A 15,691-nucleotide genomic window follows, 5' to 3' on the forward strand; every position below is an offset into this window, starting at 1 on the left:
AGGTCTATCCATTAAATACACGGATGAAGGATATTCCTCAAGGCGGTTATGTAAAGGATGTTAATAATGATTTAAATCAATTTGTTGGCATTTATAAAGCTAATTTCCAAGGAAATGAAACTACTTTGTATATTACAAAAGTTGAACACATGTTTAAAGAAAGAATTGATCAGTCTTATTATATGGACGCTTTAATAATACGATATACTGTGAAAAACTCATCTGGAGCTATTCTTCAGGATACTCAATATAATACTCAAAATGATTTTTATAGTATATGGTCATCTCCCCAAGAAAATGGTGTTGCTCTATATTATCCTGGAACAAATTGTGGTGTGGGAAATGGCAAGGTAATTCTATTTAAAATTAATCCCACACAACTGTCTTGGGAATATCGACCTAACGGAAAACTATTAGATGAATATAATTGTCCGGGAAATCAGGATCTTACCGTGTATCTTCCAGTAACAAAAGATTTAATTTTCACAAAGCAGTAAAGAAAAGGTCTCTTCAAAAAAGGTTATTTTTAAAGTGGAAATTATGAAAAATACTAAAATTATCATCTTATTATTAATGCTTATCAACCTTGCAAATTGTAAAGCACAACAAACTTATCCATTAGATACTGACTATGAAGATGTTCCTGCGTTATCATACATAAAAGATTTGAACAATGAATTAAATCAGTTTACAGGAATATATAAAGCTAATTATCAAGGAAATGAAATTACGTTGTATATTACAAAAGTTGAACATATGTTAAAAAAAGACTGACAAAATCATATTATATGGATGCTTTAACGGTTAAATATACTGTGAAAAACTCATCCGCAGTTGTTCTTCAGGATACTCAGAATAATACTCAAAATGATTTTTACAGTATCTGGTCTGCTCCGCAGGAAAATGGTGTTGCTCTATATTATCCGGGAACAAATTGCGGTGTGGGAAATGGCAAGGTAATTCTATTTAAAATTAATCCCACACAACTGTCTTGGGAATATCGACCTAACGGAAAACTGTTAGATGAATATAATTGTCCGGGAAATCAGGATCTTAATGTATATCTTCCTGTAACGAAGGATTTAATTTTTACGAAGCAGTAAAGACAAAGTCTTTTAAAAAAGGTTTTTTTCAGAGAGGAAATTATGAAGAATATTAAAATTATCATCATTTTTGCTGTTTTGCTTAGTGTAATTAATTGTAAAGCTCAGGTCTATCCACTAAATACGCGTATGGACGATATTATCCAAGGGGGACATGTAAAAGACCTTAATAATGATTTAAATCAATTTGTAGGAATCTATAAAGCCATCTATCAGGGAAATGAAACGACGTTATACATAACAAAAGTTGAAGATAAACTTGTGAAAATACCTAATAAAAGTTATTATACTGATGCTTTAGTCATAAGATATACGGTTAAAAACTCATCAGGAGCTGTTCTTCAGGATATTCAAAATAGTACTCAAAGTGATTTTTGCAGTATCTCGTCTTTTCCTCAGGAAAATGCAGTTGTGCTACATTATCCGGGAACAAATTGCGGCGTAGGATCGGGAAGGGTCTTTCTTTTTAAAATTAATTCCACACAACTGTCTTGGGAATATCGACCTAATGGTAGTATTTTCTTAGATAAAAGCATAGAATGTCCCGGAAATCCCGATACAAAAGTTTATCTTCCTGTAACGAAGGATTTAATTTTTACGAAGCAGTAAAGACAAAGTCTTTTAAAAAAGGTTTTTTTCAGAGAGGAAATTATGAAAAATATTACAATTATTGTAGCAGCGTGTATTTTAATTAGTGTAATGAATTGTAAAGCGCAGCAATTTCCATTAGATGCTGATTTTGAAGCAATTCCTGCTAATTCGCATTTAAAAGATTATAATAACGAGTTGAACCAGTTTGTTGGAACCTATAAAGCCATCTATCAGGGGAATGAAACGACGTTATACATAACAAAAGTTGAAGATAAACTTGTAAAAATACCTAACAAAAGTTATTATACTGATGCTGTAGTCATAAGATATACGGTTAAAAACTCATCAGGAGCTGTTCTTCAGGATACTCAAAATAGTACTCAAAGTGATTTTTGCAGTATCTCGTCTTTTCCTCAGGAAAATGCAGTTGTGCTACATTATCCGGGAACAAATTGCGGCGTAGGCTGGGGAAGAGTATTTCTATTTAAAATTAACCCCACGCAATTATCTTGGGAATATCGACCTAACGGAAAACTATTAGATGAATATAATTGTCCGGGAAATCAGGATCTTACTGTGTATCTTCCGGTAACAAAAGATTTAATTTTCACGAAGCAGTAAAGAAAAGGTCTTTTAAAAAGGTTGTTTATAGAGAAAATAGAATTTTGGTATGTAAGAGGTTTAACAGATATCACTATGAATCCTAAATAATGAAAGCTTGTTTAATCGTTTTAATTTTATGTGTTTCAGCAAACTGCACCACTAATAAAAAGCACGCCGAATTTTATCTTTCTCCGGGTTTAGAAAACATGAAGCTTTTTGCTTCCAATAAATCAGATTCCATAAAAATTGATGCTTTTTATACAAACGCTGAAAAATGTCTTGAAAAAGGAGGATTATATTGTGATGCATGCAATAAAGAACTTTGGGCTGATTTTAAAAACGGTATTGCCCAGTTTAGAATTGAGCTGTTTAAAAACATTAAGCTTCCCAAAAATGCAAAACAAGGAGAAAACCGTGTAAGAGTAATCATTGGAACGTCTAATAGTATAGAGAAAATTGAGGTATTAAAGTTTACTGATATCAATACTAAAAATGCAATTGAAAAAGCATTTGAACAACATGAACTCAATACATGGACGTCTGCGAAAATCTATGTTATTCCTGTCAATCAGCAGTTTGAGATAAGTAATTATGTTAAGTAGAAAATAGAAAATAATATAAATGTAATTTCAGCAATACTGCTTTTATCTAAACAAAAATCCGTTTTCACTAATTGTGAAACGGATTTTTTTATTTTTGATCTCATATATGATACAGCTTTTTCATCAATAGTTTTTCCCTGAATGTCTCATCAATCCTATCAATTACAAAAAGTAACTAATGTAAATAAATAGTTTTACATTTGCTTTTCAAATAGAATTACATGAAAAATTTTGAAATATCAGTATTGGATCTTGCGCCGGTAAAGCAGGGCAAGACTGTTCACGATACTTATCAGGACAGTTTATCTTTGGCAAGACACGCTGAAAATTTAAATTATCAAAGATTCTGGCTTGCTGAGCATCATAATATGGAAAGCATTGCAAGTTCTGCTACTTCTGTTTTGATTGGTTTTATAGCCAACGGAACGCAAAAAATAAGAGTCGGATCAGGAGGTATTATGCTCCCTAATCACAGTTCACTAGTGATTGCCGAACAGTTCGGAACATTAGAATCGCTTTTTCCCGGAAGAATAGACCTTGGCTTGGGAAGAGCGCCCGGAACGGATGGTTTAACGGCTCAGGCTTTAGGAAGAAATCCGGCAATCATCAATGAGCAGTTTCCAAGACAGATTTTAGAATTACAAAAATATTTTTCTAAAGAGAATTCGGATGCATTGGTGCGTGCAATTCCGGGAGAAGGTTTAGATATTCCTTTATATATTTTAGGCTCAAGTACTGACAGTGCCTTTCTTGCGGCAGAATTGGGGCTTCCTTACGCTTTTGCAGGACATTTTGCACCGGAACAGATGGAAATGGCTTTCAATATTTACAAAGAACATTTTGAACCGTCAAAATATCTGGATAAACCATATATCATTGCCTGTGTAAACGGAATTGCTGCAGAAACCTCTGAAGAAGCACAAAAAATTTCAACAACTTTGTTTCAGGCTTTTATCAATATTATCAGGAATGACAGAAAGCCTTTTGCGCCACCCGTTGATGATATGGACAGCATCTGGTCACCTATGGAAAAATCTATGGTATTACAGAAATTAAAATTTACCCTTATCGGAAATCAGTCTGAAATTGAAGCTAAACTGCAAGGTTTTCAGGAAAGATTTAATGTGGATGAATTGATGATTAATTCTCATATTTATGATCATCAAAAAAGATTAGGGTCTTATGAGATCATCCAAAAAGCAAAAGACTCATTATTTGGCTCATAAATGATATTACTACAATTCCTAAAAACGTAGATAAGCACAAACTATTCATATTAATTGTTGATGCTTATTTTATTAAGTATCTTTGCAAAAATTTAAAGTAAAAATGTCTGATATTAAATTAAATACTATTCCAGAGGCAATCGAAGACCTTAAAAATGGTAAAATAATCATAGTAGTAGATGATGAAGACAGGGAAAATGAAGGTGATTTTCTTTGTGCAGCAGAGCTTACAACGCCGGAAATCATCAATTTTATGGCACTTCACGGAAGGGGGCTGATCTGTATGCCTCTACCTGAAAAAAGGTGTGATGAACTGGGGCTTGAAGTGATGGTAAGCAGAAGCAGCGATCCAAAAGAAACTGCTTTTACTGTTTCTGTAGACCTATTAGGAAACGGAACTTCTACAGGAATTTCGGCAAGTGACAGAGCTAAAACAATCTTAGCTTTGATGGATGAAAAATCTAAACCTTCCGACTTTATGCGTCCCGGTCATATTTTTCCGTTAAGAGCAAGAAAAGGCGGAGTCTTGAAAAGAGCAGGACATACAGAAGCTGCGATTGATTTAACTTGTCTTGCAGGTTTAAAAGAAGGTGGTGTTATTTGTGAAATTATGAACGAAGATGGTTCTATGTCACGCTTGCCGGAACTTTACGCTTTTGCACAGAAGCATGATATGAAGATTGTTTCTATAGAAGATTTAATTCATTATCAGCTTAAAAAAGGAAATCTTATTGAGCGAATTGAAGAAAGAAAAGTAAAAACAGCTTACGGTGATTATGATTTCCTCGCTTTCAGAGAAACTTCAAACGATCAGATTCATTTTGCTTTAACAAAAGGTTCGTGGACGGTTGATGAACCTGTTTTGGTAAGAGTGCAGTCATCAGATTCTTATTTTGATGTTTTAACACGATTGAATAACGGCGAAAAACCATTGCTGGAAAGAGTAACCAGTATGGTGAATGAAGCAGGAAAAGGAGCAATTATTTTTATCAATAATGTTTCAAATTCTGAAAATACATTAAGGAAGCTGCAGCAGTTCCTGAATTATCAGGACGGGCAACAGCAGCACCCGACTTTGGCATTCAATTACAGAGATTACGGAATCGGAACTCAGATCTTAAAAAATCTGGGAATTAATAAATTTAAAGTTATTACTCAGAATCCAAACATTAAACCTCAGGTTGGCGGTTATGATGTTGAAGTTACGGAAATGGTACAACTCTAAATTTCCAGTAAATAAAAAGTAAATCTGTCTCAAAAATGGGACAGATTTTTATTTTAAAATTTATTTAAATTTTTAATGATCAGTTTATGTATTTAAGATTGAAGAGAGGTATTTTGTTTTTTAATACAATATCTTATAAATTTTCATCAAAAGTTAGCTGATTTATTGTGTGTTATTATTTTAATTCATATTTTTGCACCTCGAAATAATTAACAAATTTATTTACATTATGAACAATTACGAAACTGTTTTCATTTTAACTCCCGTTCTATCTGACGCTCAGGTGGAGGAAGCAGTGAAAAAATTCGAAGATCTTTTGAAAGAAAAGAACTGCGAAATTGTAACCAGAGAAAATTGGGGATTAAAAAAATTAGCTTATCCTATTCAACTAAAAAAGAATGGATTCTATACTTTAATCGAGTTTAAAGGAGAAGGTTCTGTAGTGGCTGATCTGGAATTGGCTTTCAAACGTGATGAGAGAGTTATCCGTTACCTTACTACAAAGTTAGACAAGCATGCTGCTGAATATGCTGTAACCAGAAGAACTAAACTAAAGGCTGCAAAAGCTTAATTGATTAACCCACAATTTAAAAGACAAAGATATGGCAATAGATGATATGGCTAAACAAGCCTCAGCTGGAGGAGAATCTGAAGTAAAATTCCTTACTCCGCTTGATATCAATACAAAATCTGAAAAGAAATATTGTAGATTCAAAAAATACGGGATCAAGCATGTTGATTACAAAGATGCTGATTTCTTATTACAGTTCGTAAACGAGCAGGGTAAAATTTTACCAAGAAGATACACAGGAACTTCTTTAAAGTATCAAAGAAAAGTTTCTGCTGCGATCAAAAGAGCAAGACATCTTGCTTTGATGCCTTACGTAGCTGACTTATTGAAATAATAAGACAAAAAATAAATAAAAGAAGAGAGCAATCTCTTCTTTTGTTGCTGAATAAATAATTAAATTCTAACTTGATTTAGATTTCAGATAAAGATCTCAGATAACAGACAAAGTCTAATTTCTAACTTCTAACATCTAATTTCTAACATCTAAAAAAGGACAACAACAATGGATATTATCCTAAAAAAAGACGTAGAAAACTTAGGTCTTGAATTCGACACAGTAAATGTAAAGCCTGGTTACGCAAGAAACTTCTTATTACCGCAAGGTTATGCAGTTTTGGCTACTCCGAAAAATAAAGCAGCTCTTGAGGCTACTTTGGAAGCAAGAAAAGAAGAAGAAGCTAAATTGATCGCTGATGCTAATGCTAAAGTAGAGCAATTGAAGAAAACTTCAGTTACTATTCCTGCAAAAGTAGGTTCTGGAGACAGATTATTCGGTTCTATCAACAATGCAGATCTTTCTGCAGCTCTTGAGAAAGCTGGTGTTTCTGTTGAGAAGAAATACATCAAGATTCCTGGTAATACAATTAAGAGAACTGGTAAAGCTACTGCTAACATCAGATTGCACAGAAATGTAGAGTATAACTTCGAGTTTGATATTGTATCAGACGCACCAGTAGAAGCTCCTAAAGCAGCTCCTGCTAAAAAAGAAGAAACTCCTGCTGAAGAAGCATAAGGTAAAATCTCTTTATAATATAAAATCCGTTTTACGTTTCGTGAAACGGATTTTTTTTAGGATTTTTTCATTAGGAAATTTAAATTAACCTGAGTTCGGGATAAGTGTTCTTAAACGCAACGTTAAACAAAGAGATTCAATTATCAGGAATTCAGCTTTTAAGATATACAAAGGTACTTCGACTACGCTCAGTATAAACTTTAACTTATCAAAATAATACCATTTTTGTCTTTTTTCAATAAACGAAGTGCCTTTGTTTAGCTTAAAAACTTTCAAAAAGTAAAAAAATCTTTTGTTTTTTTCTTTGCGAGAAATTAAATATAATTCTATAAATCAATTATTTAAATTTATTTCTTATCCCGAACTGAGGTTAAATTAGGCTTAAATTAAGTAGTTAATGTGAGGTCGAGATAAATGGTAAGCTAAACAAGAGATCGGCGTGATTCTACACTCAAACTAAACAAAGTCATTCGACTACGCTCACTAGAAACTTCAGCTTATCCAAATAATACAGAATTACGTCTTACTTAATAAAAGAAGTGGCATTGTTTAACTTAAAAGCTTTTCAAAAGTAGATATTCTTTATTTTTCTTTGCTGTAAAATATGTTTATTTTGAAAATCAGTTATTATCCCGAACTTAAGTTATTTACAAATAGTAAAAATAAAAAAATCGCAACACATTAGTGCTGCGATTGATATATCTAAAAAGGAAAAATTTATAAGCTCTTTAACAATTTTTCTGTGTCAGTGGCATCTTGTCCGGTTGCTTTCGCTAGTTGGATAGATTTTTCTGCCCAAATTTTAGCATTTTTCTTATCACCGACTTTGTTATATAAATTAGCCAGGGTGTCTGTATTGGCAAAATTTTCATTCTTCTTTACTGATTCCTGAGCCCATTTTACAGCGGTTTCTAAAGATGATTTTGTTTTGATGTTTTCAAAGAAATTCCATGCGATAGAATTGAGTTCTTCTGAAGAAGCCGAGGCGTAGTCTTTGTAATGTTCTAAAGTAAGTTTTTCATAGGCTGCAAAATCTTTATCTTTCAAGGCTCTGCTTGATTTTACTTTAATCAGTAATTTTCCAGCTTCTTCCTTCGTCATAAATTTTTGAGTTTCTGCTAAAAAATAGCTGTCATCAAATTTTTTTGTATTTGGATTGTAAGATTTGCTTACTGCTGTATTTATTTTTACATTTTTGTCGATGTTATCATAGTTTTTTTCGGGCATCATTTTCAGAATCTCTGCTTTTTTAGCCTGAAAAATCCTGTATGATGAATCATCGGTGCTTTTCATTGCCTGAAACAGCAATTGAAGATTGCTCTGATTTAACTCAGGATTTCCATCAAAATATCTTTCAAGAATCTGGTTAGATAATTTGGTATCACTGTAGACTGTAAGCTCTGCAAGATTTAACAAAAAAGCAGGATCTTTTTCTCCTTTTTCAAATTTCTGTTTTAATGATGTAAGTCTTTTAGCAGGATCTTCGGCATCTTTTGCAAATTGGATGAAATCATTTTCTTCTACATAGCCTATTGTTCTGTGAACTTCTTCTCCGTCACCGTCAATAAAAAGATATGTAGGGAAGACTTTTACATTGTATTTTTTTGCAAGTTCAATACCTTCACCTTTTTCCATATCAATTTTAGCATTGATGAAACGGCTGTTGTAAATATCACCGACAGATTGAAGCGGAAAAATATTTTTTACCATCAGCTTGCATGGTCCGCACCAGACTGCATAAGCATCAATAAATATAAGTTTGTTTTCTTTTTTAGCTTTTGCCAAAAGAGTTTTGAAGTTTCCTTCATCAAATTTAATTCCCTGTGCAAACGTGAATGCAGCAAAGAAGAGAAATGAAAGTATTGCTGTTTTTTTCATGAATTTTTTTTGTTGGATACAAATGTAACGATTATGTTAAAAAATTATTCTCTTTTCATAAATAATAACATAAGTGAAACAAAAAATCCGCAAAATTATTTTGCGGATTAAAATTTTATCTTGAACCTCCTACCGAAGTGTTGGGTCTTGATTCTTTACTTTTATAGTCAGTAGCCGAGGCTGCAGTATCTCTCAATGCTTTAGGGGTATCTGTATCAGGATAGGGTGACTGTTCTGAATTTGAAGCGGCAGTTTCGCCCATATTGTTTCTCATAAAATCTTTGTTGTGTTCTTCTTTGAACTCTTCTCTGTTTTCTTTTTTATCTGCACAGCTTCCAAAAGTGAGAGAAGCAAGTGCAATGATTGCAAATGTTGTTTTCATATTATAATATATTTGACTGTTATTGTGTTTGCAAAAAATCTGCCGAATATTTATTTGACAATTTATCGGTTTATATTTCGGAGTTATAAAAATTTAAAAAGCTATTTTTGCAGAAATTTTTTTTATGCAAAATTATCTTGAATTCAGTTTTAAAATATCTCCCCTTCAGCCGTGGAATGAAATATTGATGGCAGAGCTTATTGAAATCGGTTTTGACAGCTTTACAGAAGAGAATGATGGTATTTTAGGATATGTTCAAAAAGATTTATTTGATGATAATCAGCTTAAAAACCTTCCGCTTTTTCAAAATCAGGATGTAAAAATTGAATTTTCGTTTACCGAAATGCCTAATATCAACTGGAACGAAGAGTGGGAAAAGAATTTTGAACCCATTAATATTGATGATAAAGTTTTAATAAGAGCCGAATTTCATGAATCTGTTCCGGGAATGCATGAAATTATCATTCAGCCTAAGATGTCTTTTGGAACAGGTCATCATCCTACCACTCACTTGATGATTCAGCAGATGATGGAGATGGATTTTAAAAATAAAAAAGTATTGGATATGGGGTGTGGCACTTCTGTTTTAGCAATTTATGCAAAACAGATAGGCGCTGGTGAAACAAAAGCAATAGATATTGATGAATGGTCTGTAGAAAATTCTAAAGAAAATGCTGAAAGAAATAATGTAGAACTGGATATTGAGTTGGGAACTGCTGAAAATTTAGGTAAAGATCAATACGATATTATCTTGGCTAATATCAACAGAAATATACTGATATCTGATATTCCTGTTTATGAATCTGTACTGAATAATGGTGGTCAACTTTTATTATCCGGACTGTGTTTTTTTGATGTGGATGATATTCTTGAAGTTTGTACGGAAAATAATCTTAAAATGAAAAAGAAATTACAGCGTGAAGAATGGGTAAGTATATTACTTGAAAAATAATTCATATCCTTACAGAGCCAATAAAGAGTAAATGATAAATAATTTAATTAACTTTTAATAGAACTTTATTTAAATGTTTGGTATTAAATTTTCATCAACATTTTTTTATTTTTCTGTTTAGGGATGGCGTGTGGTATGATTTTTTATCAAAATTCTATCTTTTTTTGTTGGTAAATGTTTATCACCCATATTTTTTTATACAATTAATATAACTACATTTGCAGAAAAATAAGCAAAATACAAATTCGTTAAATGAAAAAGCTTAAAGACGCTTTTAGTTCATTATATACAGGGGATAATGTAGTAAAACTCACAAATTTAAGATATTTGCCCAGATGGATTGTACTTCTCATTGATGTTGCAATCGTTTTATTATCTATATTTTTATCTTATTTATTTATTGAAAAACTTAATGTAAAAACCAATTTTGCACAGTATCGTTTTGAGAAAAGAATGTTATTAGTTTTTATTAACATTTTGTTTATGTTTGCCTTCAAAACGTATGCAGGAATCATTAGACATTCTACTTTTTTTGATTTTTTTAAAATTTTGTTGTGTTCAGGTTCAACTTTGGCAACATTGTTATTGATCAATATAATCGTTGAGATTTATATTGGAAAACCACTGTTTCTATATCCTAATTTTTTTTTTTATTTTTTTATATCGGTTTCTATGATGTTTTTTTTCAGAATGGTAACCAAGCAGTTTTTTAATATCCTTATTGATTATAAAGGAACAAAATCTAAAATAAGAGTTGCAGTTGTAGGCGTAGGAGATGCTTCAGTTTCTTTAGCAAGAGCAATTCTTCATAATCCGAACTATCCCTATCGTCTCTCAGGCTTTCTTACAAAGAGATCAGATTCTAATAAGGCAATTTTATTAGGTCATAAAATTTTCAATATTGACTATTTTTTTAAAAATAAAGAACTTATCAGTCAATTCGATGCTGTGTTAATTATAAAGGAAATAATGAGTAAGCAGGAACTTGAGGAATGGATGACTTTGGCATTGGATAATGATCTCAAAGTTCTTAAAGCTCCTACATTGAGTAAAATGCGTGATTCTGATTTGGTAGGTGGTATTAGACAGCTCCAGATTGAAGATCTACTTAATAGAAAACCTATAAAAATAGAAAACGAAGAAGTAAGAAGCAGGCATTTCAAAAAAAACATATTAGTAACAGGTGGTGCCGGTTCTATTGGAAGTGAAATTGTACGTCAGGTTGCACAGTTTAATCCAACTTTGATTGTAGTTTTGGATCAGGCTGAATCTCCTTTATACGAATTAGAACTTGATTTACTGGAAAAATTTCCAGAGCAGAAATTTAAGTTTGTGCTTGCAGATATTTCAAATCAATCAAGACTAGAAAAGCTATTTGAGATATATAACTTTTCTATGGTTTATCATGCTGCTGCATACAAGCATGTTCCTTTGATTGAGGAAAACCCTCATGAAGCTATATTTGTCAATGTATTGGGTTCTAAAAACCTTGCTCAATTAGCCAAAAAATATAAAGTTAATCGTTTTGTAATGGTTTCAACAGATAAGGCGGTGAATCCTACAAACGTAATGGGGGCTTCTAAAAGAGCGGCTGAGCTTTTTATCCAGTCTCTTCAAAACTCTGAAGGTAATACTACAAAATTTATTACTACCCGTTTTGGTAATGTTTTAGGCTCTAACGGCTCTGTTATTCCTCATTTTAGAAAGCAGATAGAAAAAGGAGGTCCGGTTACAATTACGCATCCTGACATTATACGTTATTTTATGACAATTCCTGAAGCTTGTGAATTGGTTCTTCAGGCAGGGACAATGGGAAATGGAGGCGAGATTTATGTATTTGATATGGGAGAGCCGGTTAAAATTTTAGATCTGGCAAGGAGAATGATAAAACTTTCAGGATTTATTCCTGATGAAGATATTAAGATTAAATATATTGGTTTGCGCCCCGGAGAAAAGCTATACGAAGAGTTGTTGAGTAATAATGCAACAACAATTCCAACACATCATGAGAAAATAATGATTTCAAAAGATCCGATTATGAGTTTCGACGAAATTAATATTTTATGCAGACATATAGTAAGATCTGCTGTACGAAGGGATAAACTGCAAGTAGTAAAATTATTAAAAGCAATAGTTCCTGAATTTATCAGTAATAATTCTGAATTCGAAGTTCTTGATAAAATTGAAGATCAGAAGCCAACTGTAGATTTGTAATTTATAAGTTGCAAGTTTAATTAAGAATGATTTTAAATATAATTTGTTGTAACAAAATTTTATTTAAAAAATAATAGTCCTATTTTTGTGAAAATTTATCAGAAATGATTGTAAAAAAATATTTTTTATACGGTGTATTAAGTTTAGCAATATTTTCATGTGCTCCGAGACAGGAGTTGAATTATATGAAAGATATTGAAAGTATAGCATTAGATAATTCAATAAAAAACAGCAGAAGTAATCTTCAGCCTGGTGATCAATTGATTATTACTGTGTCTGCTAAAGATATGGATGTAGTAAAACCTTTCAATAAAAACTATTCGTCATCAGCAACAATTACACAATATAGCGTTCCGAGCTCTAACAATTTACCACAGCAAATGCCTGTCTCAGGTCCAATGTATATGGTAGATCTTAATGGAAATATTGATTTTCCGCAGATAGGAATGATTAGTACGGGTAACGAAAATGTAGAGGGTTTAAGAGATAAACTTGTAAATCTTATCTCTAAATATGTAAAGGATCCTGTTGTGGATGTAAAGTTAGTTAATTTCAGGGTTTCTGTTTTAGGTGAAGTAGCAAGACCGGGAACTTATGTTGTTCCTGACGGTAATACTACTTTATTACAGGCATTGGGATTGGCCGGTGATCTTACTGTATTCGGAGTACGAAATAATGTAATGGTTGTAAGAAATGTGGATGGTGCAATTACAACACAAAAAATTGATCTTACCAGTGCACAATTTATCAATTCGCCTTATTTTTATCTCAAGCAGAATGATGTGATCTACGTTCAGCCCAACTCAACAAGAGAAAGAGCGGCAAGACTAGATCCAAATACCGGAATTTATATCTCAATTGCTTCAGTTGTTGCATCTTTGGCAATCGGTATTTTGGCTCTTACAAGAAATTAATCTAAAAAATCACCAACCTATATTTATTGTGGAGAATTATTTGCAGGAAGAAGAAGAATCTTTAAACATAAGAGAGTTTATAAAACCGTATTTCCATCGATGGTATTGGTTTGTCATCGGAGCAGTAGGAGCTGTTATACTGGCATGGTTTTTTTTAAGATATTCTGTTCCTGTCTATGGAACAGAATCTACTTTACTCATTAAAGAAGTAAAAAAATCCAGTGCAGGACAGCCAGATATGTCTGTGATTTCTGAACTGAGTGGAATTGGTGGTATGGGAACCAACTCTGTAGACAACGAAATTGAAATTTTGAAGTCTAAAAAACTAATGCTTTCCGTGGTACGTGAATTGGGTCTGGAAACCAATATTTATTCTAAGGGAAATATAAAAGATGCTGAACTTTATAAAGATACTGCTCCTTTTATTGTAAGAATTATTACCGAAAACTCTAAAGGCAAATATCCGTCAAAAGAAGTCACTGCAAAAATTAAAGGAAATAAAATTATCCTTGAGTCAGAAAGTTTTAAAAAAAGCATAGAAGCTGATTTTAATAAATCAGTTGCTATGCCTTTTGGTGTTATCATGTTTCAAAAAAATCCTAAGTTTAATTACAGTAAAAATAACAATGATACCTATCTTCTGCAGTTTATGTCAGGAATCAACAGAGCAAGATATTACCTGAAAATATTAAATGTTAGTCTGGCTCAGAAAGAAGCTACAGTCTTAAAAATTGCAATCAACTATCCTTTACCTTCTAAAGCAGAAGACATCTTAGAGCGATTGGCTGTAAATTACAATCGTGAAGCTGTAAAAGACAAAAACTCTGAAGCTCAGAAAACAGCAGAATTTATTGATGACAGAATCAGGCTTATTGGTGAGGAACTTGGAAAGGTAGAATCTCAAAAAGAAGATTTTAAATATAAAAATAATATTGCTGATATCCAGACTGAGGCAGAGATGTCCTTAGAAACAGAAATGAAAGGAAGACAAAGGCAACTGGAAAATGAATCTCAGCTTGAATTAATTAACAGTCTTTTAAATTCAATCAACAGACAGGGATCATATCAGGTTTTACCTTTGAATGTTGGTTTGTCAGATTCTAATACTTCTTCTGACATAGCGATGTACAATCAATTAATTATTGAAAGAAACAGGCTGCTTGAAAATTCTACTTCTGCAAATCCAATGGTTCAGGATGTTACAAGTCAGATTAATAGTATGAGAAGCTCTATCATCCAAAGTCTTCAAAAAAGCAGGTCGGCTTTGCAGATTTCAAGAAATATTATTGAATCTGAACAAAGCAGATTATCCGGGAGAATTTCTAAAATACCACAGCAGGAAAAATTATTCAGAAGTATTGAAAGACAGCAAAATATCAAAGAACAGTTGTATCTTTTACTTTTACAAAAAAGAGAGGAGGCAGCTATATCTTTAGCGATTGCAGCACCCAAAGCCAGAATAGTTGATGATCCGTTGACTAATCCACAACCGGTATCTCCTAAAAAACAAATAATTTATTTAGGAGCTTTAATCATAGGTTTACTTATTCCTTTTGCGATTATTTATTTAATAGAATTATTCAACGATAAAATCAAAACAAAAAATGATGTAGAAAAATTGCTTACTGGTGCTTCAGTAATTGGCGAGCTTCCATCATTAGAAAAAGGAGAACCTGAAATTGTACAGCTCAATGACCTGTCTCCCTTGGCAGAAGCATTTAGAATTTTGATTACGAATATCAATTTTATGCTCCCCAAAAACAAAAAAGGAAATGTTATTTTTGTAACATCTACGGTGAAAGGTGAAGGTAAAACATTTACCTCTGTAAATCTGGCTCTTACTTTAGCAACACCAAGAAAAAAAGTAATTATTATTGGATCTGATATCAGAAATCCACAGTTGCAAAGATATAATGAAAATAGGAGAGGTTTGATAGGTTTATCAGAGTTTATGTATGATGATCAGATGAAAGCTTCTGAAATTATTCACACCACCTCGTTTAATCCTCATTGTGATGTTATTTATTCAGGTGCTATTACGCCGAATCCAACTGAGCTTTTATCAAATGGAAGGTATCAGGAGCTAATAGAAGCTCTGAAGCCAATGTATGATTATATTTTATTAGATACAGCACCGCTCATGCTGGTGACAGACTCTTTTCTGATTGCTGATGTAGCTGACATTACCGTATATTTAACAAGGTCGGGTTATACAGAAAAGGAATTGTTAGGTTTTATTAATACACAAGTCAAAGATAAAAAGATTAAAAATGTAGGCTTGGTTTTGAACGATGTGAATAAAATTCATAGCGGCTATGGCTACGGCTATAAATATGGCTACGGATACAGTGCAGAGTCAAAAAAAACATGGTGGAGCAGGCTATTCAAAAAATAAACTGCAATGCTTAAATAGTATTA

Annotated in this window: 17 protein-coding genes; 15 read left to right on the forward strand and 2 right to left on the reverse strand. The window is 32.4% G+C overall.

Features of this window, described 5'->3' with window-relative positions:
* The first annotated feature begins 23 nt into the window (after positions 1 to 23).
* The 11 genes from AC0NBN_RS01380 (at position 24) to rplI (ending at position 6,933) form a co-directional block, all read left to right on the forward strand.
* Positions 24 to 497: a hypothetical protein gene (locus AC0NBN_RS01380; RefSeq protein ID WP_160811496.1), complete on the forward strand. Its 474-nt coding sequence runs from the start codon at positions 24 to 26 to the stop codon at positions 495 to 497.
* A gap of 43 nt (positions 498 to 540) precedes the next feature.
* Complete coding sequence (locus AC0NBN_RS01385) at positions 541 to 774, forward strand: DUF6705 family protein (protein WP_160811495.1); 234 nt, start codon at positions 541 to 543, stop codon at positions 772 to 774.
* Positions 775 to 788: 14 nt separating this feature from the next.
* Positions 789 to 1,103: a hypothetical protein gene (locus AC0NBN_RS01390; protein WP_160811494.1), complete on the forward strand. Its 315-nt coding sequence runs from the start codon at positions 789 to 791 to the stop codon at positions 1,101 to 1,103.
* Between the two features lie 42 nt (positions 1,104 to 1,145).
* On the forward strand, positions 1,146 to 1,712 hold the full coding sequence (locus AC0NBN_RS01395; protein WP_160811493.1) for a DUF6705 family protein: 567 nt from the start codon (positions 1,146 to 1,148) through the stop codon (positions 1,710 to 1,712).
* Between the two features lie 42 nt (positions 1,713 to 1,754).
* Positions 1,755 to 2,315 carry a DUF6705 family protein gene (locus AC0NBN_RS01400; protein WP_160811492.1) on the forward strand — a complete coding sequence of 187 codons (561 nt, stop codon included), beginning with the start codon at positions 1,755 to 1,757 and terminating at the stop codon, positions 2,313 to 2,315.
* A gap of 89 nt (positions 2,316 to 2,404) precedes the next feature.
* Positions 2,405 to 2,899, forward strand: a complete 495-nt coding sequence (locus tag AC0NBN_RS01405) for a hypothetical protein (RefSeq protein ID WP_160811491.1) — start codon at positions 2,405 to 2,407, stop codon at positions 2,897 to 2,899.
* A 221-nt stretch (positions 2,900 to 3,120) separates the two neighbouring features.
* Complete coding sequence (locus AC0NBN_RS01410; RefSeq protein ID WP_160811490.1) at positions 3,121 to 4,125, forward strand: LLM class flavin-dependent oxidoreductase; 1,005 nt, start codon at positions 3,121 to 3,123, stop codon at positions 4,123 to 4,125.
* 103 nt (positions 4,126 to 4,228) lie between these two features.
* Positions 4,229 to 5,350, forward strand: a complete 1,122-nt coding sequence (ribB, locus tag AC0NBN_RS01415) for a 3,4-dihydroxy-2-butanone-4-phosphate synthase (RefSeq protein WP_143884001.1) — start codon at positions 4,229 to 4,231, stop codon at positions 5,348 to 5,350.
* Between the two features lie 229 nt (positions 5,351 to 5,579).
* Complete coding sequence (gene rpsF, locus AC0NBN_RS01420) at positions 5,580 to 5,921, forward strand: 30S ribosomal protein S6 (protein WP_143884000.1); 342 nt, start codon at positions 5,580 to 5,582, stop codon at positions 5,919 to 5,921.
* A 31-nt stretch (positions 5,922 to 5,952) separates the two neighbouring features.
* On the forward strand, positions 5,953 to 6,255 hold the full coding sequence (gene rpsR / locus AC0NBN_RS01425) for a 30S ribosomal protein S18 (protein ID WP_056215709.1): 303 nt from the start codon (positions 5,953 to 5,955) through the stop codon (positions 6,253 to 6,255).
* A gap of 168 nt (positions 6,256 to 6,423) precedes the next feature.
* Positions 6,424 to 6,933 carry a 50S ribosomal protein L9 gene (rplI, locus tag AC0NBN_RS01430; RefSeq protein WP_089743040.1) on the forward strand — a complete coding sequence of 170 codons (510 nt, stop codon included), beginning with the start codon at positions 6,424 to 6,426 and terminating at the stop codon, positions 6,931 to 6,933.
* A gap of 717 nt (positions 6,934 to 7,650) precedes the next feature.
* Here rplI and AC0NBN_RS01435 read toward each other — a convergent pair.
* Positions 7,651 to 8,811, reverse strand: coding sequence for a thioredoxin family protein (locus AC0NBN_RS01435; protein WP_143883998.1), 1,161 nt, complete (start codon positions 8,809 to 8,811; stop codon positions 7,651 to 7,653).
* A gap of 115 nt (positions 8,812 to 8,926) precedes the next feature.
* Positions 8,927 to 9,193 (reverse strand): hypothetical protein, encoded by a 267-nt coding sequence (locus tag AC0NBN_RS01440; protein WP_474466633.1) that lies wholly within the window; start codon positions 9,191 to 9,193, stop codon positions 8,927 to 8,929.
* Positions 9,194 to 9,317: 124 nt separating this feature from the next.
* Between AC0NBN_RS01440 and prmA the strand changes: the two genes are divergently transcribed.
* The 4 genes from prmA to AC0NBN_RS01460 all read left to right on the forward strand — a co-directional run bounded on the left by prmA (position 9,318) and on the right by AC0NBN_RS01460 (position 15,668).
* Positions 9,318 to 10,145, forward strand: coding sequence for a 50S ribosomal protein L11 methyltransferase (gene prmA, locus AC0NBN_RS01445; RefSeq protein ID WP_160811489.1), 828 nt, complete (start codon positions 9,318 to 9,320; stop codon positions 10,143 to 10,145).
* A 252-nt stretch (positions 10,146 to 10,397) separates the two neighbouring features.
* Positions 10,398 to 12,359 (forward strand): polysaccharide biosynthesis protein, encoded by a 1,962-nt coding sequence (locus AC0NBN_RS01450; protein WP_474466639.1) that lies wholly within the window; start codon positions 10,398 to 10,400, stop codon positions 12,357 to 12,359.
* Positions 12,360 to 12,463: 104 nt separating this feature from the next.
* Positions 12,464 to 13,273, forward strand: a complete 810-nt coding sequence (locus AC0NBN_RS01455) for a polysaccharide biosynthesis/export family protein (RefSeq protein ID WP_160811487.1) — start codon at positions 12,464 to 12,466, stop codon at positions 13,271 to 13,273.
* Between the two features lie 28 nt (positions 13,274 to 13,301).
* Positions 13,302 to 15,668, forward strand: coding sequence for a GumC family protein (locus AC0NBN_RS01460; RefSeq protein WP_474466644.1), 2,367 nt, complete (start codon positions 13,302 to 13,304; stop codon positions 15,666 to 15,668).
* Positions 15,669 to 15,691: the final 23 nt, after the last annotated feature.

It is taken from the genome of Chryseobacterium sp. L12 (assembly GCF_056133985.1).